This window comes from uncultured Eudoraea sp. (genome assembly GCF_947260015.1).
Lineage (GTDB): Bacteria > Bacteroidota > Bacteroidia > Flavobacteriales > Flavobacteriaceae > Eudoraea.
Genome location: NZ_CAMYOM010000016.1, coordinates 33,418 through 59,485, shown reverse-complemented (window position 1 = coordinate 59,485; position 26,068 = coordinate 33,418). Strand labels below are relative to the sequence as shown.

The 26,068-nt window shown below is 36.6% G+C and carries 23 protein-coding genes and 1 pseudogene; 9 read left to right on the top strand and 15 right to left on the bottom strand.

Features of this window, described 5'->3' with window-relative positions:
- Positions 1 to 57 precede the first annotated feature (57 nt).
- Entirely contained in the window at positions 58 to 429 is a 372-nt protein-coding gene (locus Q0X66_RS08845) for a hypothetical protein (RefSeq protein WP_297705457.1), read from the bottom strand.
- A gap of 254 nt (positions 430 to 683) precedes the next feature.
- Here Q0X66_RS08845 and Q0X66_RS08840 point away from each other — a divergent pair, with 254 nt between their 5' ends.
- A complete protein-coding gene (locus tag Q0X66_RS08840; protein WP_297705455.1) occupies positions 684 to 1,610 on the top strand; it encodes a malate dehydrogenase in 927 nt (308 codons plus the stop codon).
- A gap of 289 nt (positions 1,611 to 1,899) precedes the next feature.
- Positions 1,900 to 4,860, top strand: a complete 2,961-nt coding sequence (gene secDF, locus Q0X66_RS08835) for a protein translocase subunit SecDF (RefSeq protein WP_297705453.1) — start codon at positions 1,900 to 1,902, stop codon at positions 4,858 to 4,860.
- Positions 4,861 to 4,992: 132 nt separating this feature from the next.
- Here the strand turns inward: secDF and Q0X66_RS08830 are convergent.
- The 3 genes and pseudogenes from Q0X66_RS08830 to Q0X66_RS08820 form a co-directional block, all read right to left on the bottom strand.
- A pseudogene (locus Q0X66_RS08830) lies at positions 4,993 to 5,183 on the bottom strand (cold-shock protein).
- 89 nt (positions 5,184 to 5,272) lie between these two features.
- Positions 5,273 to 7,279, bottom strand: a complete 2,007-nt coding sequence (locus Q0X66_RS08825; protein WP_297705451.1) for a serine hydrolase — start codon at positions 7,277 to 7,279, stop codon at positions 5,273 to 5,275.
- Positions 7,280 to 7,361: 82 nt separating this feature from the next.
- Positions 7,362 to 8,606 (bottom strand): ATP-binding cassette domain-containing protein, encoded by a 1,245-nt coding sequence (locus Q0X66_RS08820; protein WP_297705449.1) that lies wholly within the window; start codon positions 8,604 to 8,606, stop codon positions 7,362 to 7,364.
- Between the two features lie 256 nt (positions 8,607 to 8,862).
- Here Q0X66_RS08820 and Q0X66_RS08815 point away from each other — a divergent pair, with 256 nt between their 5' ends.
- Together Q0X66_RS08815 and ccsA are read left to right on the top strand one after the other, a co-directional pair.
- Positions 8,863 to 9,069: a DUF2892 domain-containing protein gene (locus Q0X66_RS08815; protein WP_297705447.1), complete on the top strand. Its 207-nt coding sequence runs from the start codon at positions 8,863 to 8,865 to the stop codon at positions 9,067 to 9,069.
- 232 nt (positions 9,070 to 9,301) lie between these two features.
- Entirely contained in the window at positions 9,302 to 12,433 is a 3,132-nt protein-coding gene (gene ccsA, locus Q0X66_RS08810) for a cytochrome c biogenesis protein CcsA (protein WP_297705445.1), read from the top strand.
- Between the two features lie 10 nt (positions 12,434 to 12,443).
- Here ccsA and Q0X66_RS08805 read toward each other — a convergent pair whose 3' ends face one another.
- From Q0X66_RS08805 to Q0X66_RS08775, 7 genes are all read right to left on the bottom strand, one after another.
- Complete coding sequence (locus Q0X66_RS08805) at positions 12,444 to 13,247, bottom strand: hypothetical protein (protein WP_297705443.1); 804 nt, start codon at positions 13,245 to 13,247, stop codon at positions 12,444 to 12,446.
- Positions 13,244 to 13,417 (bottom strand): hypothetical protein, encoded by a 174-nt coding sequence (locus Q0X66_RS08800; protein WP_297705441.1) that lies wholly within the window; start codon positions 13,415 to 13,417, stop codon positions 13,244 to 13,246. The genes Q0X66_RS08805 and Q0X66_RS08800 overlap by 4 nt, the downstream gene beginning before the upstream one ends.
- Before the next feature lie 453 nt (positions 13,418 to 13,870).
- The gene (locus Q0X66_RS08795) at positions 13,871 to 14,755 is read right to left on the bottom strand and encodes a DUF5777 family beta-barrel protein (protein ID WP_297705439.1); all 885 of its coding nucleotides are present in this window, start codon (positions 14,753 to 14,755) and stop codon (positions 13,871 to 13,873) included.
- Between the two features lie 4 nt (positions 14,756 to 14,759).
- Positions 14,760 to 15,302, bottom strand: a complete 543-nt coding sequence (locus Q0X66_RS08790; protein WP_297705437.1) for a YceI family protein — start codon at positions 15,300 to 15,302, stop codon at positions 14,760 to 14,762.
- Positions 15,303 to 15,306: 4 nt separating this feature from the next.
- The gene (locus tag Q0X66_RS08785; protein ID WP_297705435.1) at positions 15,307 to 15,729 is read right to left on the bottom strand and encodes a hypothetical protein; all 423 of its coding nucleotides are present in this window, start codon (positions 15,727 to 15,729) and stop codon (positions 15,307 to 15,309) included.
- Between the two features lie 12 nt (positions 15,730 to 15,741).
- A complete protein-coding gene (locus tag Q0X66_RS08780; RefSeq protein WP_297705433.1) occupies positions 15,742 to 16,089 on the bottom strand; it encodes a cytochrome c in 348 nt (115 codons plus the stop codon).
- 30 nt (positions 16,090 to 16,119) lie between these two features.
- Entirely contained in the window at positions 16,120 to 17,001 is an 882-nt protein-coding gene (locus Q0X66_RS08775; RefSeq protein WP_297705431.1) for a hypothetical protein, read from the bottom strand.
- A gap of 126 nt (positions 17,002 to 17,127) precedes the next feature.
- On the opposite strand from Q0X66_RS08775, the gene Q0X66_RS08770 reads away from it, so the two are divergent.
- A complete protein-coding gene (locus Q0X66_RS08770) occupies positions 17,128 to 18,255 on the top strand; it encodes a LytTR family transcriptional regulator DNA-binding domain-containing protein (RefSeq protein ID WP_297705429.1) in 1,128 nt (375 codons plus the stop codon).
- A gap of 31 nt (positions 18,256 to 18,286) precedes the next feature.
- Here the strand turns inward: Q0X66_RS08770 and Q0X66_RS08765 are convergent, their stop codons facing one another.
- Genes Q0X66_RS08765 through Q0X66_RS08755 form a run of 3 tightly spaced genes read right to left on the bottom strand, consistent with a single transcriptional unit; the run spans position 18,287 to position 22,261 of the window.
- On the bottom strand, positions 18,287 to 20,818 hold the full coding sequence (locus Q0X66_RS08765) for a TonB-dependent receptor plug domain-containing protein (protein WP_297705427.1): 2,532 nt from the start codon (positions 20,816 to 20,818) through the stop codon (positions 18,287 to 18,289).
- Positions 20,778 to 21,689 carry a FecR family protein gene (locus Q0X66_RS08760; RefSeq protein ID WP_297705425.1) on the bottom strand — a complete coding sequence of 304 codons (912 nt, stop codon included), beginning with the start codon at positions 21,687 to 21,689 and terminating at the stop codon, positions 20,778 to 20,780. The genes Q0X66_RS08765 and Q0X66_RS08760 overlap by 41 nt, the downstream gene beginning before the upstream one ends.
- A gap of 50 nt (positions 21,690 to 21,739) precedes the next feature.
- Positions 21,740 to 22,261, bottom strand: a complete 522-nt coding sequence (locus Q0X66_RS08755) for a sigma-70 family RNA polymerase sigma factor (protein WP_297705423.1) — start codon at positions 22,259 to 22,261, stop codon at positions 21,740 to 21,742.
- 116 nt (positions 22,262 to 22,377) lie between these two features.
- Here Q0X66_RS08755 and Q0X66_RS08750 point away from each other — a divergent pair, with 116 nt between their 5' ends.
- The 4 genes from Q0X66_RS08750 to Q0X66_RS08735 all read left to right on the top strand — a co-directional run bounded on the left by Q0X66_RS08750 (position 22,378) and on the right by Q0X66_RS08735 (position 25,464).
- The gene (locus Q0X66_RS08750; protein WP_297705421.1) at positions 22,378 to 23,811 is read left to right on the top strand and encodes a hypothetical protein; all 1,434 of its coding nucleotides are present in this window, start codon (positions 22,378 to 22,380) and stop codon (positions 23,809 to 23,811) included.
- Positions 23,812 to 23,827: 16 nt separating this feature from the next.
- Positions 23,828 to 24,322, top strand: a complete 495-nt coding sequence (locus Q0X66_RS08745) for a hypothetical protein (protein ID WP_297705419.1) — start codon at positions 23,828 to 23,830, stop codon at positions 24,320 to 24,322.
- Positions 24,323 to 24,467: 145 nt separating this feature from the next.
- The gene (locus tag Q0X66_RS08740; RefSeq protein ID WP_297705417.1) at positions 24,468 to 25,082 is read left to right on the top strand and encodes a Crp/Fnr family transcriptional regulator; all 615 of its coding nucleotides are present in this window, start codon (positions 24,468 to 24,470) and stop codon (positions 25,080 to 25,082) included.
- 166 nt (positions 25,083 to 25,248) lie between these two features.
- On the top strand, positions 25,249 to 25,464 hold the full coding sequence (locus Q0X66_RS08735; protein WP_297705415.1) for a DUF2892 domain-containing protein: 216 nt from the start codon (positions 25,249 to 25,251) through the stop codon (positions 25,462 to 25,464).
- 80 nt (positions 25,465 to 25,544) lie between these two features.
- Here Q0X66_RS08735 and Q0X66_RS08730 read toward each other — a convergent pair whose 3' ends face one another.
- Entirely contained in the window at positions 25,545 to 26,063 is a 519-nt protein-coding gene (locus tag Q0X66_RS08730) for a GNAT family N-acetyltransferase (RefSeq protein ID WP_297705413.1), read from the bottom strand.
- Positions 26,064 to 26,068 lie beyond the last annotated feature (5 nt).

The following is a 26,068-nucleotide window of genomic DNA, read 5'->3' as shown; positions in this document are numbered from 1 at the left end:
AAAGCAGCCTTGTAAAAAGACTGCTTTTAGTAACTATATGGAAAAAAAATTGGGGAATTACTCTCTTTTTGCCAGGGTTTCACCTTTTACATCCTCCAGCAACATACCTTCCGGCGATTCTTTCATGCTCACAACATCTTTAGTCATATCTGTTCCGGGATAAGAAATAGTGTAAACGCCTTTATCCGCTACCCAGCTAAAATCAGTTTTGAAGTCCAGCTGAGACCCATTGTATTTTTGGTACCTTCCTAAATACACGTCATTGAATATCCATTCCTGTCGGACAGTTTGTTTATTAGTTTCGCTGGTATTAATAACATCGACCCTATACCAAATACCGATGACCGGATCATTATTTTCCGGGATTCTGGAACAGTTACTGGCTAAAATAATAGCAACTATCGCCATAAAGGAGAAAAGCTTTTTCAATTTTAGTAGGTTTTAGATTTGGGATCTATTAGTATTTCTAACGGCAATACTAAAACAGGTATTGTTAAAAATCGATGTACTGCATAGGAATTGTATTTTCTTCGTTGAATTGCATTTTATTTTAACATATTTATAAAACAATGTATACACAAATCAAAACTTCAAGCGAAAATATATGTTGGTAATGGGTTCTTAAATCTGTTAAATTTCTGTAATTTTACCAGCTTATAAATCACTTTAAAATATAGTATATCATGAAAGTTACAGTAGTTGGAGCGGGTGCAGTTGGTGCTAGTTGTGCCGAGTATATCGCAATTAAAAATTTTGCTTCGGAAGTTGTTTTGCTGGATATTAAAGAAGGTTATGCTGAAGGAAAGGCTATGGACCTTATGCAAACGGCTTCTCTGAATGGTTTTGACACCACAATAACGGGCACCACAGGAGATTATTCAAAAACCGCTGATAGCGATATTGCCGTAATCACATCCGGGATTCCCAGAAAACCAGGTATGACTCGTGAGGAGCTGATTGGTATCAATGCGGGGATAGTGAAAACAGTTGCTTCAAATCTTTTAGAGCATTCACCAAATGTAACTTTGATAGTGGTTAGTAATCCAATGGATACAATGACCTATTTGGTACATAAGACCACAAATCTTCCTAAAAATAAAATTATTGGAATGGGAGGGGCATTAGATAGTGCTAGATTTAAATATCGTTTGGCTGAGGCTTTAGATGCTCCTATCTCAGATATTGATGGAATGGTAATTGGTGGGCATAGCGATACTGGAATGGTACCTCTTGCCAGTCAGGCTGCAAGAAATAGCGTAAAAGTTTCTGAATTTTTATCCACGGAACGCCTTCAACAGGTAGTGGAAGATACTAAAGTGGGTGGTGCTACACTTACCAAACTTCTTGGCACAAGTGCCTGGTATGCTCCTGGTGCCGCAGTTTCAGCTTTGGTACAGGCTATTGCATGTGATCAAAAGAAGATGTTTCCTTGTTCCACTTTCCTTGAAGGGGAATATGGCTTAAATGATATCTGTATTGGTGTTCCTGTATTACTCGGGAAAAATGGAATTGAAGATATAGTAGAGATTTCCCTGAGTGATGCCGAAAAAACTAAAATGCAGGAGAGCGCTGTAGGGGTTAGAAATACTAATGGTTTACTGGACGTTTAGTATAAACCATTTTTTGATTTATAGGAAGCATCACATGAGTGATGCTTCTTTTTTTGGGATGAGTTTAGGCTGTAAAAAGTTTGTCTCCATTATCTCTGAGCTCCGGCAATTTTGAGGATATGTATGTTTTAAGGCTGTAATTTGAAAAAGATTGATAAATAACGAGTCAATGACAAAGCTCTCAACAGGCCGTTGATCTATACAAATAACATAAATAAATTGTCAGTTCTTAAGGGAAATGATATATTTGCACGCTGTTTACAAATTCCATCAAAAAATCAAATAAACCATGCAGAATAAAGGACTTATAAAGCTATTTGCTTTCTTGTTCGGACTGGTAAGTATCTATCAACTTTCCTATACATTCATTGCCGCTAAAGTAGAAAAAGATGCAGCATTATTTGCAACATCTGCTGTTTCACCCTCTGAGGAGGATTATGTGGCAAAAAGAGAATCGGTTGAAGCTTCTTATTTAGATTCCATTGGAGGTAATCCTATTTTGGGCTATACCAGTTATGACGATGCAAAGAAAAAGGAACTAAATAAAGGCCTGGATCTTAAAGGCGGTATAAATGTTACGCTGCAGATATCGGTAAAAGATATTCTTAAAGGCCTGGCGGATAATACCAAAAATCCAATCTTTAATAAAGCATTAGCGGATGCCGACCTGGCTTCTAAAGACAGCGACGAAACCTATATCGAACTCTTTTTTGAGGCGTTTGACAATATTAAAGGAGATGCGAAATTAGCTTCTCCTGATATTTTTGCAAATAAAACTCTGAGTGATGAGATCAATTTTCAAATGACAGATGATGAGGTTAAGCCTATAATCCGTCGAAAAATTGATGAATCCGTAGTATCGGCCTTCGAAGTGTTACGAGAACGTATTGATGGTTTTGGAGTTACGCAGCCCAACATTCAGCGCGAAGGCAAATCCGGAAGGATTTTGGTTGAATTACCGGGAGCAAGAGATATCGCAAGAGCACAGGACCTTCTGTCAAGTACCGCACAATTGGAGTTTTGGGAAACCTATGAACCCGGTAATCAAAGCCTTATAAACTTCTTTATTCAGGCTAATGACCGCCTGAAAACCCTGGTGGAAGACACGGAAGAAGATGTTGTTGACAAGGAAGAATCTGAGATAGATTCTTTACTCTCAGACGTAACCCAGGATTCTTTGGATCTGGCCACTGAGAGAAATCCATTATTTGAAAAGTTACAATTAAACGCCCCGGGTTTTGCCGTAGGTATAGCGGCAATAAAAGATACGGCCGAAATAGGATCTTACCTGCGTATGCCGGAAGTCAGACGTTTATTACCTGCCGAAGTGCAATTCACAAAATTTTTATGGGAGCGTCCTACAAAAGATTCCGAAGTAGCGTCATTATTTGCTTTAAAATCTAACCGGGACAATGCCCCAAGAATTAGTGGTGATGTGGTGAGTGATGCCAGGGACCAATTTGACCAGTTTAACAGACCGGCTGTGGGCATGGACATGAACGTAACAGGTGCTAAGCTTTGGGAAAAACTAACAAGCGAAGCTAACCTTAATAATACAGGAATAGCAATTGTCCTGGACAATAAAGTATATACCGCACCAGGGGTTTCTCAGGTAGGTGGAATATCCGGAGGTAGTTCTGAAATTACGGGAACTTTTACGGTAAATGAAACCAAAGATATTGCCAACGTGCTAAGGGCTGGTAAATTACCTGCTTCTGCAGAGATTATTGATTCTTTTGTGGTTGGTCCTTCCCTAGGGCAGGAAGCTATAGACAGCGGCTTTATGTCGTTTCTGATTGCCATGGCTTTTGTTTTATTATGGATGGTCTTCTATTATGGTAAAGCAGGTATTTTTGCCGATATAGCTTTAAGTTTCAACATTGTCCTAATTTTTGGTGTATTAGCCAGTTTAGGTGCAGTACTTACATTACCGGGAATTGCGGGTATTGTATTGACCATAGGTATGTCTGTTGACGCCAATGTTCTGATCTTTGAGCGGATTAAGGAAGAATTGGCTAAAGGGAAAGGGAAAGGGCAGGCTATCTCTGATGGTTTTGCAAATGCATTATCATCCATTCTGGATGCAAACGTAACAACAGGTCTTACTGCAATTATATTATTGATTTTTGGTAGTGGTCCTATTAAAGGTTTTGCGACTACCTTAATTATTGGTATTCTAACCTCATTGTTTACCGCTATTTTTATCACAAGGTTATTAGTGGATTGGTATATATCAGGAAAAGGAAGAACCCTGGATTTTTCAACTCCTCTTACTAAAAATCTATTTAAGAATTTAAATATCAATTTCCTAAGTAAGCGTAAAATTTCATATGTTCTTTCATTTATATTAGTTGCTGTAGGACTGTTCTCCTTATTTACTCAGGGTCTGGACGAAGGTGTCGACTTTGTAGGAGGACGTAATTACCAGATTCGTTTTGTAAACCCGGTTAATCCATCAGAAATTACTAATGAGCTATCTTCAACCTTGGGAAGTGCCAGCGCCAAAACTTTCGGCGATGCCAACCAGATTATGGTTACGACTAAGTATAAGGTAGATGTTCAAGGTACAGAAGTAGATGATGAAATATTGGGGATATTATATACATCTCTCCAAAAATACTTACCAGATGGGGCCACATATGAAGATTTTATTCCCGGCGGAACTAATGGAGATATTGGAGTGCTTAAGTACCGAAAGGTTGGTCCTACTATCGCAGATGATATTAAGAAAAATGCACTTTGGGCTATTTTTGGATCATTAGCGGTAGTCTTTTTATATATTTTGCTGCGTTTTCGTAAATGGCAGTACTCATTGGGAGCCGTTGTAGCGGTATTCCATGATGTATTGATTGTATTGGGCATCTTCTCACTAACCAGCAAGATAATGCCATTTAGCATGGAAATAGATCAGGCCTTTATAGCGGCTATTTTAACGGTTATTGGTTATTCGCTGAATGATACCGTGGTCGTTTTCGACCGTATCAGGGAGATGGTTACCGAACATGGCTGGAAAGGTGGGGATAATATCAATAATGCATTAAACAGCACATTAAGCAGAACACTTAATACCTCCCTTACGACACTTGTTGTACTATTGTCCATTTTTGTTTTTGGCGGAGAGTCCTTAAGAGGGTTTATGTTCGCTATGATAATTGGTGTGATAGTAGGTACCTATTCTTCACTGTTTATAGCAACACCAGTGATGTTTGATACCAGTCGAAGAGAGATAATGGGAAAGAAGAAGAATTAAATTCTCTTGTAAATTACAAAATAGGCCACGGGACTTTTTATTAGGTTTCGTGGTTTTTTTGTGCTCTATAAACAAAAAAAGCCTGTCGTTTACGACAGGCTTTTTTAAAATAAATTCGTTAAATCTTAAGGATTAAACTACCTCAACATTTACTGCGTTTAAACCTTTAGGGCTTTCTTCTAGATCGTAGCTAACTTTATCTCCCTCTGAAATTTCTTCGGTTAATCCACTTGCGTGGACAAATACGTCCTGTCTCCTTCATCCGGAGTGATAAAACCAAATCCTTTGGCGTTGTTGAAAAATTTTACTGTACCGTTACTCATGATTATATATTAAATTAGCCGCAAAGATAAGTTAATATCCATTAAATTAAGTATATAAGTCAATAATTTTAAATCCAGGGATCGTTTTTTCACTTTTCCTTAAGAAATAGCAGATTTCTAACCCTTCCTGATGATACTTTACAGCCGCTTATTTTATCATCTGCATCCCTAATAAATTCAATCCTGTTAAAGAACCATTCACTCCCGGAAAACATATCTTTTTTAATAGGGTCCAATGCGATGTCGCTATGCCTGTTATGTCTGGCAATTAATTTATTACCTTCTATCACGAATTCGTATTCTGTGGATAGTTCCTCACTGTAAAATCTCCCGGTAAATTTTGACAAATCAACTGACGTTTTATCAAATGCAATGATTCTTAGGGCATTCATGATCTGGCCTCCCTGTTCCAACTTAAAACTCTCAACTTTTTCATCCACAGCGGGAATAAACGTAATTTCAGCTTCCGCTTCTGCAATTTTAAACTTTGTCTGGGATAAAGCGATTAAGGTTACTTTTTGTTGCCCGGTTGCCTGCGCTAATAATTGACCACTGTCTTCTGTGACACTTATAATAAATCCTGGTTGCAATTCATAGTCACCCATATAGGATTTTATAGTCTTTTGATCTATGGTAATTTTATCCTTTCCTGTATCTTGGGCTGCCACATCATTCTTCGGCATTGTTTTTAATAGGTCTTTCAGATAAATGTCTGTTATTGCATGCGCCATTGTTCCTGATTCAAAAGAAGCATTATTACTAAATACTACCACTGAGAAATTTTGATCAGGAAAACGAGTCAGGTATGACCTGTACCCTGCATCTGCCCCTCCATGTTGGATCTCATTCAATCCTTTATACTTTCCTACAAATTGTCCAAGTGCTCCTCCAATTGTCTTACCATTATTAAGAACGACAGGAGTATTCATTTCCATAAACAATTCAGGACTCCCTATTTTTGGCGATGAAAAATTTAGCGCCCACAGACTTAGATCTTCAACAGTAGTGAATAGACTAGTTGCTCCCACAATAGCATAGCTCAACACACTTTTTTTATAGCCGGCGCTGTCTGAATAATAGGAATACGCCCTGTTTTTTACAATTTTTTCATGATCATCGTAAAACAATGTATTAATCATATTTAAAGGTTTAAAAATACGCTCCTCTGTAAATGTTGCATAGGAAATTCCGGACACCCGTGCAACCACTTCAGCCAATAGGGTAAAACCGGTATTGCAATACAAATATTCTTCTCCGGGATCAAAATTAAGTGCCTGTTGTTTACTTATTAATTTAAGTACATGTTCCTTTGTAATAACATCGTCAAGCCGCCAACCCGCCATAGCTAATAAATTCCATTGATCCCTTAAACCGCTGGTGTGACTTGCTAAATGCCGTAGCGTAATGGTCTTACCAAAATCCGGTACTTCCGGGATATACTTTCTTATATCGTCATCGAGTGTCAATTTTCCTTCACTTTCTAATAATAATATGGAGAAAACCGTAAACTGCTTGGAAACAGAGGCAATATGAAATATAGTTGAAGGAACTATTTGTATATCATATTCCAAATTTGATATCCCGTACCCTTTTTTATAAACAATTGCACCGTTTTTGACTACGGCAACCGCTGCTCCAGGTGTTTCCTTGTTGTCCCAGACTGTAAACAATTCATCAACCTGTCCATTTAAAGTAAGCGCCCTGGGTTTTATTTTTTCAAGGGATATTTCATATTTACCAATAGGCTGATTCTCATCCAGCGGATAAACTTCCACAACATATTCACCATCAATGGTGGAAGTTAATGTTATGTATTCATACCCGTTTTTACCATTGGGACTATCAAAGTCTTTAATTTTATTGCCTCTTACATCATAGGTAGTTATTTTTAGATCAACACCCTTTTGCATCAACTTAAAAAAGGCAAACTGATCCCTAGCCATCACCACCTTATATTGATGAGTTTCTGTTGGTAGTATTTCGGCAGAAATTGGACTTCCCTCGCTTAACTCCCCTTTCAGAAATTGAGCATTTAATGATACTGATAGAAAAATAATTAAAACAGTAACTTTCGATTTAACCACACAATAATTCATATTATAGTTTTACTTTTTCTTGTTGAGTTTATACACATTTAAAACGACTGAATGTCTTATTTGTAACTCGGTTACTTCATTTTTACTTATCCAACACTTTACCTACTGATCCTTCTGGTGTCAATTCCAATTGATAAACGTAATGAGGTGTTAATTGAGGTTCCTTCCTATGCGATACAAAAACTATTGTTGTCTGGCTTTCTTCCGCTATTTTATTAACAAGGGCAACCACAAGAGCCGCGCTTGCATCATCTAAGCCGGCAGTAGGTTCATCCAATATTAAAAGAAGAGGATGTTTAATCATTGCCCTCACACACATGATAAGTCGTTGTTGGCCTAGACTTAGGTCGTGAAAATAACAGTCTTTTTTGTCTTCCATATTTAATAAAGCCAACCATTCCCTGGCTACCCTTAGCTGTCCCTGACTAGGTTTTATATAGAGTCCAATTGAGTCTAAAAGACCCGAAATAAGCATATTTTCCAGGCTGTGATAGCCCCTGAACCGGTCTACCATGGCAGGGGTAAAGTAGCCTATATTTTTTTTGATATCCCAAACACTTTCCCCGCTCCCTTTCCTTGTACCAAAGAGGAATATATCCTGCCCGTAGGCTTTCGGATTATCACCTGTAATCATCGAAAGGAGAGTTGTTTTGCCACTCCCATTTTTACCAGCCAACTCCCAAAATTCTCCGGTTCGGATGTTCCAGTTAATATTTTTGAGAATTGGTTTCTCTTCATATTTTACAGAAACATCTTTAATTCTAATTAAATGCTCATGAGAATAATTAAAGAGTTTCAACGCTTTAGGAACATCTCTATAAAAAACCTTACTTATTTTGTGCTCTATTAGTGATAAGTCATTGATAAGCACGAAATCACTTAAGTCCAAACGTGAATAATTTGTAACAAAAGGCAGCAGATCAGCCGACCTGCTGATAAGTTGAATAATAACAATATGGTTTGATATGTTTGCCAATACTACTTTAATCTTTTTTAGCGAATCCTGATCCAGATTATCAAACGGATTGTCCAGGATCAGGAAGTTTGGTTTTCTTTCCAAAAGATAATTTAAAAGGGCCTTTTTACGTTCCCCACTGCTCATAGATTGAAGGCTTTGGGAAGTTGAAGGTGTAAGGAACTTTTGGTCGTGTCTTACTTCTTCTTCAATAAAATTGTCGAGCGCCAGTTTAGAGAATAATGCCCCTTTCAATCCTTTTAAGAACTCTAATTCTTGTGGCGGTTTATCTTCAGCCATCAACTGCTGAATTAAGCCCTGCTTATTAGATTGATTATCTATAAAAACAGCCCAATGTTGTTTTTGGGTCATAATATCCTGGATACGGGTTTTGAACAAATATAGCAGATAGCCTTTTAATGTTTGATGACTTCTTATTTATTAATTAAATAAATTCGGTTAAAGAATTTTTACTTTATATTTTATATATTTAGCATCCCCTGTGATGTTTATTATGTACTATGAGTAAAAAGGCAATAAAGCTAATACAGGCTTGTACCATTTGTTTGGGCTTAATAACAGGGCTGGTTTTCTTCCTGGACTTTATATTTAACTAAAATTAAATACTATGAAAAAGAATATGGGTTCAACAGATCGCATTACTCGGTTTATTTTAGCGGCAATTTTCATTGTACTCTACTTTACAGGTACTGTAACAGGAATATGGGGTATAGTTTTATTGGTGCTGGCAGGTGTATTTATCCTGACTAGTTTTGTTAGTTTTTGTCCCCTGTATGCCCCTTTCGGGATAAGTACTTGTCCAAATAAAAACTAGGTTGCTTTATAGGCCATTAAAAAGCCGAATTTCAATGATGGTTTTGTTGTGACCCTATGGAATAAAGATGAATTGCATCAGATAATTAAATTGGGTTTAACAGGTCAATATTGTGATTTACGAATTTAAAATTTTAGACTAATTCATTTATAACCCTTTTCGTATACTGTATAAAAAAACCTTTCGTTTGATGTTAATGGAAAACTGCTAACTTTGAAAAATATCTCATTGAATGAACATGAAATTATTTTTCTCCCAAGTCTTTAAAATATTATCACCTTTCTTCAATACAAGAGCTGCCGGACTGTATTTTCTGCTATTTGCAGGGGCAATTGGAACAGCTACCTTTATTGAAAATGATTTCGGCACCTCGGCGGCACAAAAAGTGATTTATAAGGCTTGGTGGTTTGAGCTCTTGCTGATTCTTTTTAGCATTACCATAATAGTGAATATCATTAAATTCCGGATGATACAACAAAAGAAATGGCCATTGCTCTTGTTTCATTCGGCTATTGTAATCATTATTATAGGTGCAGGTATTACAAGATATTTTGGTTTTGAAGGTATTATGCACATCCGGGAAAACGACAGTGCAAATAGTTTTATCTCTTCCAATACCTTTCTCAAGTTTAAGGTCAATGCTAATGATCAGACCTATGATTTTAATGAGCCGGTTTTGTTTGCCTCACTTGGCAATAATAAATGGGAAGAATCTTACCTCATTGGCTCAGATTTGATCAATATAAGAGTTAAGGATTTTATTCCTAATCCAAAAAAGAATTTATCAGAGTCTATAGATGGCATTCCAACTTTGCAACTTGTAATTGGAGGTCTTAATGGGCGGGAAGAGTATTATTTAAGCATGGGCGAAACCAAACGCATAGGTAATGTGATTTATAATTTTAAAGACACCCCATTTCCCGATGCTTTTAATATTGCAATTCGAAATGAAACTCTGGTGTTTACAAGCAGCAAATTACTTACGCAGACTGTAATGACTACCCAGGAAAAGGATACTATTTACCCATCGGATACAGATTCCCCGCTAAAATTAAGGGCTTTATATACAGATGGGGCGAATAGTGTGGTTTTTACCGACTATAATAAAAAAGGGTCGGTACTAATTGAGTCTGCAGACCCTAAAGTTAAAAATGAAAGCCTAACCGCACTTTTAATGGAGGTCTCAGTTAACGGAGAATCAAAGGAAACCTATGTGTTTAGTAGCCGGGGAAATGAAGGTCGGCCCGAATTACTGACTTTTGATAATCTGAATGCTTCCATTTCTTATGGTGCAAAAGAAATTAAAGTCCCTTTTTATATAAAATTGAACAAATTTATTCTTGACAAATACCCGGGCACCAATAGTGCCTCTTCTTATGCAAGTGAAGTTACCCTTATAGACGAACAGGAAAATGTAAAATTGGATTATCGCATCTATATGAATAATATCCTGAATTATAAGGGATATCGGTTTTTTCAGTCCTCGTTTGACAGGGATGAGAGAGGTACTTATTTAAGTGTTAACAGTGATTTTTGGGGCACCTTAATTTCATATATTGGATACGCCCTGCTCACTTTAGGTATGCTACTTACCTTGTTTAGCAAAAAAACAAGATTTCACCAACTCACCCAAAAAATTAAAAATTTACGTTCGAAAGGGATGACCGTTATTGTCTTTTTCCTGGTATCAGGCTATACTCTTACGGCTCAGTCTACCCCAATTGGTCCTTATGTGGAGTACGCTGTTAATGTTGATCATGCGGATAAATTCAGTAAGCTGGTTGTGCAGGATTTTAAGGGGCGAATGAAACCAATGCACACCCTTTCAAGGGAATTGATGCGAAAATTGGCCCGTAAGGAAAGTTTATTTGGCTTAACGGCAGACCAGATATTACTTAGCATGTTTGTTAATAAAAAGGAATGGTATGCCGCCGGAGTTATTAAGTTAGGAAAGCATGAGGATATTCATGAAAAACTTGGTGTTCCGGGAGACTACGCTTCCTATGCCGATTTTTTCTCAACCGATGGCAAATATATACTCCAGGAAGAGGTAAGAAGACTATATGGCCTTGAACCTATAGACAGAGGTGTCTTTGAAAAAGAATTGATAAAAATTGACGAGAGAGTGAATATTTTGAGCATGATCTTCTCGGGTACATTACTCAAAATAATTCCTACGCCTAACGACCCAAATAATACCTGGGTGGCAAACAGCGGGCATGCCCATGCCGAGAATGATGGTCATAACCACTCAGAGATAGCAGAGAATTTCTTTAACAGCTATACAAACAGCCTGAAGGAGGCAATCAATACGGGGAATTACTTGCACGCAGATGGGCTTGTAGAAGAACTAAAAACATACCAAATTGAAAACGGAGGTTCCATAATGCCTTCAGAATCAAAGATCAATGCTGAAATATTATTAAATCGGCTTAATGTCTTTACCCGGTTGGCAATATTTTATATATTCCTGGGTATAGCTTTATTGTTCTTTTTATTTTACTCGGTTTTCAAGCCCAACGCAAATCTGAAAAAGGTATATCTGGTGTTATTTTCATTAATAGTTTTCGGTTTCGTATTGCACACCATAGGACTTGGATTACGTTGGTATGTTTCCGGCAGGGCACCCTGGAGCAACGGGTATGAATCTATGATCTATATTGCGTGGACCTCAACTTTGGCTGGGATACTGTTTACAAGAAAATCTTTTGGCGGACTCGCCGCAACCATGGTTTTGGCAGCCACAATTCTTTTTGTTTCAACATTAAGTTTCCTTGACCCAGAGATTACTCCATTGGTTCCGGTTCTAAAATCTTACTGGCTCACCATTCATGTATCTCTGATAGCAGGCAGTTATGGATTTTTAATGTTAGGGGCAATTATTGGACTTATTAATCTTATTCTAATGATTTTCCTTACGGAATCTAACAAAACACGTATAAAAAGAATTGTTCAGGAAATGTCATATATCAGTGAATTAACCTTAATTGGAGGTTTGTTTATGGTAAGTGTTGGCACTTACCTGGGTGGTATATGGGCTAATGAATCCTGGGGACGTTACTGGGGCTGGGATGCTAAAGAAACCTGGGCACTGGTTACTATACTGGTCTATGCTTTTACTCTACATATGCGGTTGATTCCCAAATTAACCGGGCTTTTTGCTTATAATATTGCTACCATATTTGGATTAGCGTCAGTAATCATGACTTATTATGGCGTAAACTATTACCTCTCAGGTTTGCATTCCTATGCTACCGGAGATCCTGTACCCGTACCAAGTTGGGTTTATATGGTAGTTATATCAATAATTATTATTAGTATGCTGGCCTATTTTAAAAAGAGAAAGTATTCTATTATTTCTTAGGACCACATAATTACTGCACAAGGGTGCCATTTTCAAGTATCAGGTCGTATTTGTAACCTGCACCGAAATCGCGATTTAGACTTACTACCGCGCGGATTGTTATTTGTTTACCCTCTGGTACAAATGTATTTGTGGTAATAACCATATCAAAATCGTCTTTACTGCCATCCTGAAGATGAATCCAATTGCGATCCATAATATTGGGGTTGACTTTCACACATTTACCACTAAGTTGAACGGTATGGCCCTCATACTTCTTCGGATCACTTACCAGATCTGAAATTTTAATTGTTCCCTTGTGAACAACAGTTTTTTCGGTATGGGTAGGGATGTCCTCTTTGACCACTATTTCTTTTTTGGCATTACTGCCGGAATTAGCAGAAGCAGTTATATGTTTGGAATGATCTTCTGAAACAAGATTTGAAATAAGATAAATCTCGTCGAAAGTTCGGTTGTACTCTTTACTCTCAAAATTAGTTTTAAGCAGACCACCTCTGTAAAAATATACCTTGCCTTTATTTATTTCCGCTTTTCTGGTAGCAATCCAAAATTCTTCTTCCCCTTCTTTAACCCTGAGATAGACATATCTGGCAGTGGGAAGTACTTCTTCTACCACAACTTTATGCAACTCATTGCTAACCTCGGCTGTTGGGTTTGGAATTACACGCGTTTCGGGGTCAGGTGCAAAAATACCTTCGTTTTCAGTATTACCACTATTGGAAGTTGGTGTGATTACCTTGGGACCATTATTGCAGGCCATAGTACATGCTAATAGGGGTATGATGAAAAAGTAAGAGTTGAATTTTTGTGTCATCGCCTGTTTTTTTGTTTGCTATTAAATCGTTGAACTATTCTTGCGTATATTCTATAATTAGTTTCAATTTCAGTAATGGCCATCTCACCTGAAATACTGAATAACAAATTCCTGCTGATGTTATAGGATAGATTTGTGCCTATATAATGTTGCAGGTATGTGTCTATCATACTGTAATAATTATAATCTACAAATCTATAATAAAAGTCGGCATATAACTTGTATTTAACAATATCCCTTGAATATCTTATCGAGCCAATATTGCTTAACAGATAGTTAGATTCATTTCTGTTATAGGATAGTGATAATCTGCCTCCAATGCCTGGGATACGTGTCCAGGTAACATATCCATAAAGGTTATCTGATTTATTCTGTTCATCACTTCGGAACCGTTTGGCATAGCTGAAACCAGCCGAGATCGGATGCCTGAAAATTAGATTTATTATTGTTTTTATAGCCTGTTAAATTTTAATGGTCAAAGGGTTTTACTTAATATGTAAACGGCCGTCTTCAAATAACAAAGGCCCTTCCGTTACAGAAGAGCCCTTGATTTTCATAGCAATTTCTCTCTTTAAACCCAAGAGAAGGGTAAGCTAACAACTAACAAATTTGTTTATCTAAAATTATAAGCGGTTCTTTTTTTTGATTTGAAAAGCTCTGGAGATATTGAATCCAAAATGAATATCTCCGCTAAAAAAATCACCCGTTGTTTCTGAAATGAATCCTTTGTTTATCATGGAAACAGCATTGGTAATTATGAGTTGAAAAATATGACCTCCAGTTTCGATATCCACACCAAATGCAATGGAATTTTTTACATCAATAGATTGAAATGGATTTGTATTGTAATAATATTCACCGTTGATAGACACCCGCTTACTAATCTTAACCCGTGCACCAATACCCAGGGCTATTTGGTCATGAGGGTCTGCTGAAGTCGGAACAGTATTAAAATGTATATAGGTGGGTGAAAGTTGCAATGAAAAACTTGGGCTGAATTTTCTTGATAATAATAATTGACTACTAAAGGCTAAGCGTTCATTGAAAGATGGCTTCTCATTTGGCTCGTAATCTTTAATCGTTCTGTCCGTGGCACTTACGAAAAGCGTGAGTCCAAGTGGAAATGGCTTTGCCCCTGTTTTTTGTTGTAATAATCTGTATTTGGCATATGCATCATAGGTTTTTTCGAAGGAACTTCTCCCAACTGCGAGTGTAAACCTGTCTGTAAACGCATATTCCAGCCCAAAACGAATATTAGAATTATCCAGTCCAAAAAATTCTTCAAATCCGGTATTTATCCGACCAAAACGGTGTGATATTAAAAATTCCAGAATACCCTGTTTACGGGTTTCTACCGATTGTCCATTCAATAGTCGGGTACCATTAAAAGTACCAGGTACTACAAGTGTGGTATCAGAAGATTCCATTTCCAGAATGGCTTCCAGATCCTGAGAAAATCCGCTTACACACATCAAGCATATTAGATGGAAAAAGAAAACTTTTTTCATGATTCTAATTATAGGGATTATGACGCAATTCAAAACTTACTTTTATCGTTTTAGCAATATTGTTTTCAACTATAGCTGGTATTTTTATGTCAAAATCTGCAACATCTACCTTAAAATTTCCACTAAGTATTAATTCGTTATTCTTCATTTCTACCAGGACTTTCGTGCTAATTTCTTTTTCCCTTCCATGTACCGTAAGTGTGCCGGTAATTTCAGTTATACCATTGAGTTCATCCAGATCCTCGAAGTTTAAAATATGTCCTGTAAAACTTGCTTTCGGGTATTTATATGACTCTACATAATTTTCATTAAAGTGTTCCTGCATTAATGCTTTTTTAAACATAAATGAGCGCATTAATAACTGAATGGCAATTTCTCCGCTACTGGTATCCACTACGCTTAAAACCTGGTTATTATCTGCCTTAATATCTTCTACAATAGAATGCGAAAAAAAAGAGATATACCCTTCTTTAGTCAGATATTTTTCCTGGGCAGTTACCTGGTTTATAAGCAATAAACTGATAACTATGATATAAAATCCTTTCATATTCCTATTCAACTAAGATACATCTTACCATAATAACATCCAGTAAATATCCTGTGCAAACCCCTTTAATACTTATATTGTCCCCCTTTTTTAGTTTTAACATTTTCTTATTCTCTTCTGCCATCATTTGGCAAATAACACTTGATTCAGAGCCTTTGTCTTTGAGTGTTATAACGCTGTTACCCTGCTGTGCTGAAATCTCAAAAATTTTGCCCTCTAGCTGAAGCACGTGTTCAGAATATTTTTTATCCGTAGCACCCTCATCCTGCTGATATTCTTCAATCAGATTAATCGTACTCAATGTATAATCCACCTTTGTTTCCCTGACATTAATATGCGGTTTATTGTAATAAGTTACCATAATAGTCAGGCTAATTACCACAATTAATAAAAAGCTGAGAATCCATCTAAATTGATTGCTCTTCATCTATTCCAATTTCTAATTTTCCGGTGCTCCTGCGTCAACCCAGCATCCAATGTCTTCAATCTCCTGGTCAGTAAGAGTACCATTTTTTGGCATTCTACCCGTTTCGGTGACTTCTTTGACTAAAGACGCTATACCAGCTACACCATTATAGGTAGTTAAATCTGGTGCAAAAGGTTCACTTCCATCGCCGTTATGACAGGGCATACATCTGGAGTTAATTAGTGGTCTTATAGTTGTACTATAAGAAACCTCTTCCTCACATTGGCTCGTCATAAGATTTTCATCCTCGACGTTATATTCACAGGACCAAACCAGGAGTGTGAGAATAAACCCTGTAACAATTAATTTTTTGTTTCTCATAGTTTACTTAGTACAAACCAATAAATACTCTTAAGGTGCTACGGCCAGATCTATATTGGCAATAGGCCAAACACCAGGAGCCGGAAAACTAATACCTTTATTGTCCCCACGAACAACATCTTGTCCAAAATAATATAAAGGCCAACCTTTATAGGTGAGCTGTGTTCTGCCAAATACATCAATAGATCCAAAATCATCGTTATCTAAAATACTGGGTAATTTATCCAGGGCAATTTCAGCTATTGGCCATACGGCATTATTTGAAAAATCTGATTGTGTATAATTATTTGTATTGTTTGTGTCATTTATAAAGATATATAAAGTTCGCCCATCAATATCAACAATATAAAAGGTTGCTCCTTCACCTTCGGTATAATCACTCAAGTAGTTTTTGTCATCATGACCAACTAATTGTGCAGTTACATACATCAGGGATAGGTCTGGTTTGGATACATACCAGACATTATTCACCCCATCTCCGTTAGTGTCTCCAGCAGCACTGTCATTGGCAAAATAATAGAGAGGCCATCCCTTATAGGTCGTTTGTTTTGTGCCATCACTCCTGTCAATTGTAGCAAAATCAGAGGCATTCAATCCTGTATCTACCATTATATCTGCTTCATAGAATACCGGCCAGGTATCCAGGCACACGGATAAACATTCTGAGGTATCTTTAGTGTCCAGAGAAAAAAAGTAAAGTGAAAGCCCTGCTGAATCGGTAATAATACTACCAAATGTGGTGTTATCGGCAAGTTTTACCGTATTTTCCACTGGTGGTGGAGGATCATCCACCTGGTCATCCATCTGTTGTGGTTCGTCATCAATTAGAACGGGAGCGTTGCCACCATCGTCACTACTGCAGCCAAATAGCATAGTAACAATTGCGCATAGTAATAAAAATATCTTTTTCATAATTTGCAGTGTATTTAATTTATGTTAATTTAAGTCTCGTCTTACCTTCACTTCAAATAAAACTTGGTGAATGGGAAAAAATTAGACTTAAAGCCGAAAATATAACCTTAAAAATTAGTCCCCCTTTTGAAAAAAGACAATCTATATCTGTTTACATTACTGGCAATTTCGGTCATTGTCTTTATAATTGGCTATTTGAGCATGGCTTATATGGTGAAGGCAAGTACCAATCAGTTTTTGGAGATCCAGATCGAATCCAGTAAGCGTGAAGCCCGTGAATTTGCAGAGCTCGTAGCTTCACAATTAGAAAGCGGTATAGATCGGGAAATTGTTGTCCAATATATCCAAAGGAGTATTGAAGGCACCAATATTGAAACAGGGTTTGTGTGTATGTTCGATTGGTCCGGGGTTGAAATTTGCCATCCGGACCCGCAGAAAATAGGTAAGCAGACAAATCCGGATGAATCCTACGTCAGACCAATTGATAGTGAAATAAATTCTGAAGATTTCTATGATCTTCTAACAAACAAAAAGCAGCAAGGTGGGATTCGGGATTTTTCAAATGAATCGAGAAGTTCGGAGGTTATTTACCTGTACCCGGTAAGAAATTCGGATTGGATAATTGCTGCCCATGCCAATATTGAAAAAATTGAAAAACAAATCAATCATCTTAAATTTAATTTTCTTTTAGTATATCTGCTTGCCAGTGCATCAATAGTCTTGCTTTCGCTTTTAACAGTTCGTTTTTTAGGTAGTTATTATGAAAAAACTCTGGAATTAAAAAATGAAAAACTAGCTGAAGAGGTAATTAATCTATCTAAGTTAAATTCAAATTTAAATCAGTATAAAAGTGAGATCAGCAGAAGAATTGAAGACGAAAGTGAAAAACAGGATGAAGTAGATAATACAGTAAGAATTAAAAACCGCCTTTTAACTTATTCTAAAGATAAACTAATATCAATAAGAGTAGATGAAATTGCCTTTATCACAACCGAACATTCTTTGACGTCAATTAGTTGTTTAGATGGTCAAAAGTACTCCAGCAATTCCAGTCTGGATGAACTTTACAGTAGCCTTGATCCGATGCTCTTTTTTCGTGCCAACAGACAATGTATCATATCTGTGAAGGGAATTGATGAAATTTTTAAGTACGGGAATAATCAGTTAAAAATTAAGTTGAATCAGGATTTTGATAATGCAATTATCATAAGCAAAAATCGAGTAGCTGATTTTAAAAAATGGCTTAATATGTAATGTGAAGCATTAAAGGAAAAAAGGGACTATATTAAAAATAGACCCGGAACATTGCATTAGGGGTTATCCCCAAAGAATTCTGGATAATGGCTTCTACTTCACCTAAAGTAGTTATCCGATAAAAGATGTTAATGTCGTTCTTTTTATCAAACAAATTCCAGACAGATAACCCAAGATTGGCCCTGGTTTTTTTCCCCAGCTTAAAATTATAAATGGCAGAGAGATCCACGCGCATATAATCTTCCAATCTTTGTTGATTTATTTGATCATAATTAACGTTATCATCAATAATTGGTGTAGCAGGATTGGGTTGTGTATATGGTTTGCCTGACCGCCAATTTAAGCCTGCAGCAAAGCGAAAATGCTCGAGGATATAGGTTGTACCTAATGACAAGGCATGAGGGATATCAAAATTACTAGGAAAACTGGTCCCGGATAATTCAGGAAAGGAATATTCATTTTCCAAATAGGAATAACTTAACCAAACATTTGCATCGTTAAATTGCTTACGTACGAGTAAATCCAAACCTAAAGCGGTATAGCTGCCAATGGACTTTATAAATTCGAACTGGTTCTGAAAACCCTGGCTTTGTGATGTAATACCGTCAACTGCCTTATAGAATCCCACAGTATTAATTAACCATCCATTTTGATTATAACTCAAGCCAAGAGAACCCTGTTTACTTTTTATAACAGGGATATCACTATTATCAGATAACTGCCAGCGGCGCTTTTCAATTCCTAAAAAATCATTTTGAAAATTAATGATTTGAGAAGTGTTTTGGTGCTTAAACTCTCCCAAAAGCTCAAGGTTAAACCAGTTTAAAAAGCGATGATTGAAACTAAGGCGGGGTTCCCACAATTGCTTGTTAAATTTATCCAGGTAGTTAAATCGGAGCCCTAAATTAAGTGTAGTCCTTCTATTAACCGAAATAAAATCGAGTTCGGTGAATATGCCATGGGTACGAAGTACATTCGCAATAAGCCTCCTAAAAACAGGATCGTCCACATCATCCAGATTGGTTACCTTGGTTTCTACAAAGTGATATCCATTTACCCAATTCAAGCGTTCGCTAACTTGATAAGAGCCACTAATTTTTGCTCCTGTTTCTGAGACCTTATTTTCCTGAAGAAAACGCTGATCGTTTAAAATATTTGCATTTATTGCCTTGAGTTTATAATCTGATTCATAGATGTTCAACAGGGTACTAAAAGAATTACTCCAGGTCCTTTTATAACGCAATCCCCCTGCAATACTATTTTGATTTAAACTACTTTGCCTGGTCTCAACCTCACTGTTTAATATTTCATTTTCATTAAATACAAGCTCATTGTTGGCATTGATAAAGTTTAATTGTATTTCATCTTTTTCTGATGGTTTATATAACCAACGCATTGAAGCGTCATAAAAATCTGAGCTAATATCCGAATTGTTGGTATTATCTTCTACTTCTGTATCTTGTGATATCCTGTCGAAATACTGAGTATAGGTAGGGGTTTCAATAAAATCACTGATAGATTTCCTGCCCGCTAACTGTATAGACGAGTTGTTACCCAAAGGGATATCAGCAAACCCATTTGCATCAGTAAAATTGATTCCAATATTTGCTTTGAATGTTGGATTAATGCTTTGCTCAGTCGTCATGGCAATAGTACCAGAAACACCATCAGTATAGGAGCTTGGGGTGCCATTTTTTTGTAGCTTAACCTTTTGTGTTATCTGTGGGTTATACATGGAGATTAATCCGAAAAAATGACCTGATTGATACATTTTAATATCGTCCCATAATATGAGATTCTGATCGTTGGTTCCTCCACGAATATTAATATTGGAAACAGTTTCATTTATACTTATAATTCCGGGAAATGCCTGAATGGATTGAAGTACATCACTTTCTATAAGCCCCGGCAATATGCTAAATTGATTGAAATCTATTTCAAAAGAACCATTGTCCAGCTTATCAATACCTCTGATCAAATAATCGTAGAGTATAATTTCTGATAGCTGTTGTCGATTGGGAATCAGGTAGATAACGCCACAATCTTCTTTTTTGAAAAAAGCATAACTTCTGTCGAGGGTTTTATAACTAAGATGGCGTATATGCAGCGTTTCTTTATTATTGGCAATATCAATTTTAAAAAAACCCAATTCATCCGTGAGCGTTGATGCACCTCCGGCTTGTACAGTACAAAATGCAACAGGCTCTCCTGTATCCTTGTCTTTTACATAACCACAAAGCTCTGTTACGGGTTTTTTTATTGAGATAAACTTGTTAGGTAAAGTAGAAAATTGTAAACCAGTTTGTTGCTCCAGATATTTAATGGTTTCTTCAAACGTCAGTCCTTTATTAGGCTCTGGAATGCTAATATTTTCAATGGTTTCGGAGGCATAATTAAATTGATAACCATACCGCTCTTGCAAATCAGTCAAAATGTTAATCAATAATTTTGTTTCAGAAATTTCCTGTGCCGAAATCTTGAAGGCAGAAAGGGCCACTAAAAGAGTTATAAACAGGAGGTACTTACTTTTCACTAGGATAAAGGATAACGTTGTTGGATCCATCCATCCTGTATTTTAGATTTAGGGGTTGAGTAACAGATTTCAGTGCATTATCCATATTATTATGAATGAAACCACCCGTAAATAAAATTTCAGGTGATACATGATCAAGTACAATTTTAATACTGTATTGTCTTTCCAATTCGGCGATAACATGGCTTATAGGCATCCTGTGAAAACTGCTAATGTTTTTCAGCCATGTAGGATATTCACTGGTATTTTGACCCTGGATTATTTTTCCATCCGAAAACCGAATGTTGTCGCCGGCCCTCAATTCTTCAGATAAAGTTTTGGTTCTAACATTTACGATGCCTTCATAACATGTTACCTCAAAAAAAGCATCTCTTTGCTTAACATTAAATTGGGTGCCTACAACAGTTACCGTTCCTTCGGTGGTGATCACATCAAAGGTGGAGCCTTTGGCAACGGTAAAAAATGCCTCTCCTGCCAGATTAATTTCCCTTTTTTGTTCCCATTTACGTTTGCTGTATTTGACCTCAGATTTGGCGTTAACCATCACTTTAGAAGCATCCGGTAATTCTATTTCAATTTTTTCACCAGCAATAGTTTGCACTTTGATTGTATTGTTGAAAATAAATATACTGTAGATGGCAATTCCAAGAACCATAACGCTTGCAATTCGCAATAGCGGTTTTATCCACGGTAATTTTCGTACTGGTTTTTGATCTGTTTTAAGTCGTTTTTGAAACGTATCGAAATTAGACACAGAGGAAAATTCAGAAGCCTTAAACTGTTGGGCATTATCAAGAATAGCAATGAGTTGTGGATAATCTTCCAGTGCTTCAAAAGCCTTTAGTTCCTTCTCAGTAAGCTGGTTGGCCAGCCATTTTTCTATCAAATATTCTTTATCCATAAAACACGCTTCTTACATATATAACAACTTAGTTTCCTTTTTTCCTGATTTTAAATCTTAAATCCCTCCAATTCATTTTTTAAAATACTAAATGCCGTATAAATCCTGTATTCCACAACTTTACGTGTAATACCCAGCATTTCAGCAATTTCTTCATGCTTTTTACCTTCAACTTTGTTTAGCATAAAAGCAACTCTCTGTTCTCCCGAGAGCCTGGAAAGTGCATGCTGATATTTTTTGAAATACTGCTCTTTTTCCATAAGAAATTCTGGAGTTTCATGGGTATAGTCCCTGGGCTTTAACTTTTGGTGGCGTAACACGACTTTCTGATGTTTTATTTCATTCAACATCATATTGTTGGCTACTTTGTACAAAAAGGCCTTTGCCTTACTCAATTTAACCTTCTTGCAATTTTCCCATAACTTAACAAAGGCATCCTGCGCTTTATCATTTGGATTCAATTCTTCTCCGTATTTGTAGTATAAGAAATTATGAAGATCCTTCGAATATTTATTATAGATACCCGAGAAGATTTCCTGTTCACAAATATCTTTATGTAGTTCTTTAGCCAAGCTGGTCCAATTTTTTTCTTCGAATGTAAAAATAATTTTTTACAAAAAATTTCAGGAGTTTTCAGAAGTTGGTTGTTTTACTATTAAACGCTATTAACCTTTAAACTTAATTTACTATGAAAAAGACCCCTAAATTACTATCTGTATTACTAATCCTCCTATCAATTCTAATTGTATCCTGCAGGCAGGAGGAAAATGAATTTATTGAGGCCAACCCAGAAGAAACTCTCAAAGCTAATTCTAATGTTGCCAATTTGTTACTGCGTACATCCATGAACGATGGATCTGATGATAATATTATTGATAACGCCAGTTGTTTCTCCATTGATTTACCGGTAACTGTTAATGTGAGTGGTTTGGAGATTATTGTAGATTCTGAAGAAGATTTTGATACTATTGAGGATATTTTTGACGAATTTGATGATGATGATGATGACCTGGAAATATACTTCCCAATCACTATTGTTTTAGCCGATTTTACAGAGGTTACAATCAACAGTTTTGATGAATTTGAAAACTTTTCAGACGACTGCGATGGTGAAAATATAGAAGATGATGACATAGAATGTGCAGATATCAAATATCCTATTTCGACCTCCATTTTTGATATTAATAACGAATTGATTGGCACATTGGATATTAATAATGATCAAGAGCTTTATAATTTTATCGATGACCTTGAAGATACCGATATCGTTAATGTAGGGTTCCCCATTGTGGTAATACTTTCAGATGGAACTGAAGTTGAAGCATTTAATCTGAATCAACTAGAAGATATCTTGGATGATGCCAAAGATGATTGTGATGAAGATGACGACAATGATTTTGATGATGATGATTGCGAAAATTGTAGTACAGATCAGCTAGCTGATGTTTTAACAGGATGCGACAATTGGATGGTAGATAAACTGGAACGTAATGATAATGACCTGGAAGACCTTTATGTTGGATATCAGTTTAATTTCATGGCTGATGGAACCCTTTCAGCAACCTCAAATAGCGATACATTCCCCGGAACATGGGAAAGCGCGGGAAGCGGTGAAAGTATTTCAGTTGAAATAAATATTCCCAATTTACCGGATTTCAACGATACATGGAATTTACATGAAATTGAACAGCATGATGATGAAAACCAAGTGGATATGCGTTTAGGTGATGATCGTTTGCGATTTGAAAGTGATTGCACCAATAGTGGTGACGGGAATGGCGGTGACAATATGGGCATGCTTGGAACCATTTTACAGGATGGACTTTGGACAGTGGCATCTTATTTAGATGATGGTATTGATGAGACCAATGATTACAGCGGATACGAACTGAACTTCAATAATGATGGTACTGTAGTGGCAGATAATGGGAGTCTGATAAATGGTACCTGGGTTGTGCAAAATTCTGAAAGTGAACTCCTATTAAATTTTGGGACTTCCATTCCGTTCGATGAGTTCAATGATAACTGGGATGTAATTGCTACCTCTGATACAAGTGTGGAATTGCGAGACACTAGCGGTGGCGGTGGCGGAACGGATACTTTGATTCTGGAAAAATTATAACCTTAAAAATACAACTATGAAAAGCAACAATTTATTTTATACTTTGATGGTATTTGCGCTCCTATTTATTTCCTGTTCATCTGATAATTCTGATGATGTTAACGCTGCCAATATTATGGCTGATATTCAGGAAATTTCGGATTTGGTGTCAACAGGAACATGGACCATTACCAATTTTATAGACTCGGGGAGTGATGAAACCACAAATTTTACCGGTTATGGATTTTCCTTTAATTCGGATGGTAATCTGGTAGCAGATAATGGTTCGATTACAATAGATGGTACATGGTCGGTTACTGATGACAGTAGTAATGACGACAGTAACGATGATAGTAGTAATGATGATAGCAGTGATGATATTGATTTTAACATCTTTTTTGCCTCACCCTCAAATTTCAATGAGTTATCTGAAGATTGGGACATTGTTTCCCGAACAAATTCCAGGATTGAACTTATCCACATAAGTGGTGGCAATGGAGGTACGGATACATTGACTTTTGAGCAGAATTAGACCTGCTTGTTGATAAAACCACTAAAAGGAGTAAGCCCCCCTTCCCTTAATTGGTTTTGTAAACTGCCCCAATATTTATTGGGGCAGTTTTATATTTATCTTTGATTTAAGAAGATGAAATATTTACATTTAGAAGTTAACGGGCATGGACATAGGCAATTCACTTTCGTATTTAAACGCGGAATTAGTTAAAAAAATACAGGATGAAGCTATCTTAAAAAAGCTACCCCGACATACAGAAATCTTACGGGAAGGTCAGTTTATAAAAGTAATCCCTATAGTGCTTGAAGGCTTGATCAAGGTCTATACCCGCTACGAAGACCGGGAACTATTACTCTATTATATCCAGCCGGATGAAAGTTGTATTATGTCATTTTCTGCAAGTATAAAAAATGAACCCAGTACTATTTTTGCTATTACAGAGGAGGACACAACCGCATTATTGTTGCCGGTTAATAAGGTAGCTAAGTGGATGATTCAATATCCTGATATCAACACGCTGTTTTTTCAACAATACAAACAACGTTATAGTGATTTGCTGGATACCATTCACCATGTTTTATTTAATAGAATGGATGAAAGGTTGTACAAGCATTTGAAAACCAAAGCTCAAGTGAGCCATCAAAACCCATTAAAAATATCACATCAACAAGTTGCGGATGAATTAGGCACAGTCAGGGAAGTTGTTAGTCGTGTAATGAAGAAACTGGAAAATGACGGCCTAGTGAAACAAGACAGCAAAGGAATTAAAATTTTCTAACAGTGACTAAAGTCACTGTACAACAGATTTTTCCAATATAATTTTGTGTAAAAGATTGATGAGCAGGAAACTTGTAAAATTTTTGCTGGGATGCCTAATCTGCACAATTATGGTTACAGGTATATTATTGCTTATGGAACAATTGTCTAATTAAAATACAAAAATCATGAAAAATAATATGGGTTCAACTGATCGTATTATCCGATTTATAATCGCTGCAATTTTCGCCGCACTTTACTTCACAGGTACTGTAGGAGGTACGTTAGGTATCGTTTTATTAATAGTAGCGGTAATCTTTCTATTAACTAGTTTTATTAGTTTCTGTCCCATATATGCACCATTTGGTATTAGCACTTGTACGGTGAAGAAAAAGGAATCCTAATCGTGCAATAGAAAATAACCTAAGCTTATAAATTTTAAAGCTGTTGGTGTAATGGGAAATTGAGCTGTACATCCCAAGTCTCATAGTAGGGACCTGAAAATATGAACCGGGATGCCTTTATAGGTAGTGGTTTTATCAGGGTGCATCCCGTTGTTCAGGGCAACTTTTTGAGATCCTATATTGTCTATATGTATGATTGAAATTATGGAATCTGCCAGTTGGTGTTCCAAGGCATAAGCCTTACATTTTTTTGCCGCCTCTGAAGCATAGCCTTTTTTCCAGTATTCCGGTAAAATAGAATAGCCAATTTCCAGTTCCTGGATCTCGTCTACTGTTTGAATTAATAAGCCACACATACCTATTAGTAGACCACTTTCCTTATTTATCAAGGCGTTAAGACCACCTAAATTATTTTCATAACGGGTAAAGACTTTAGTGAACCAATTCTGGCATGCTGCTTTTGGTTCAAAGATTTCTCCGGCAAAATATTGTGAACTTAAGGGTTCTTGGTGAAATGGTAACCAGGCATTAAAATCTGTCTTCGATACTTTACGGAAAATAAGCCGATTACTTTCCTCCCCTTCAAGAAGTAAGTTCATTTTCT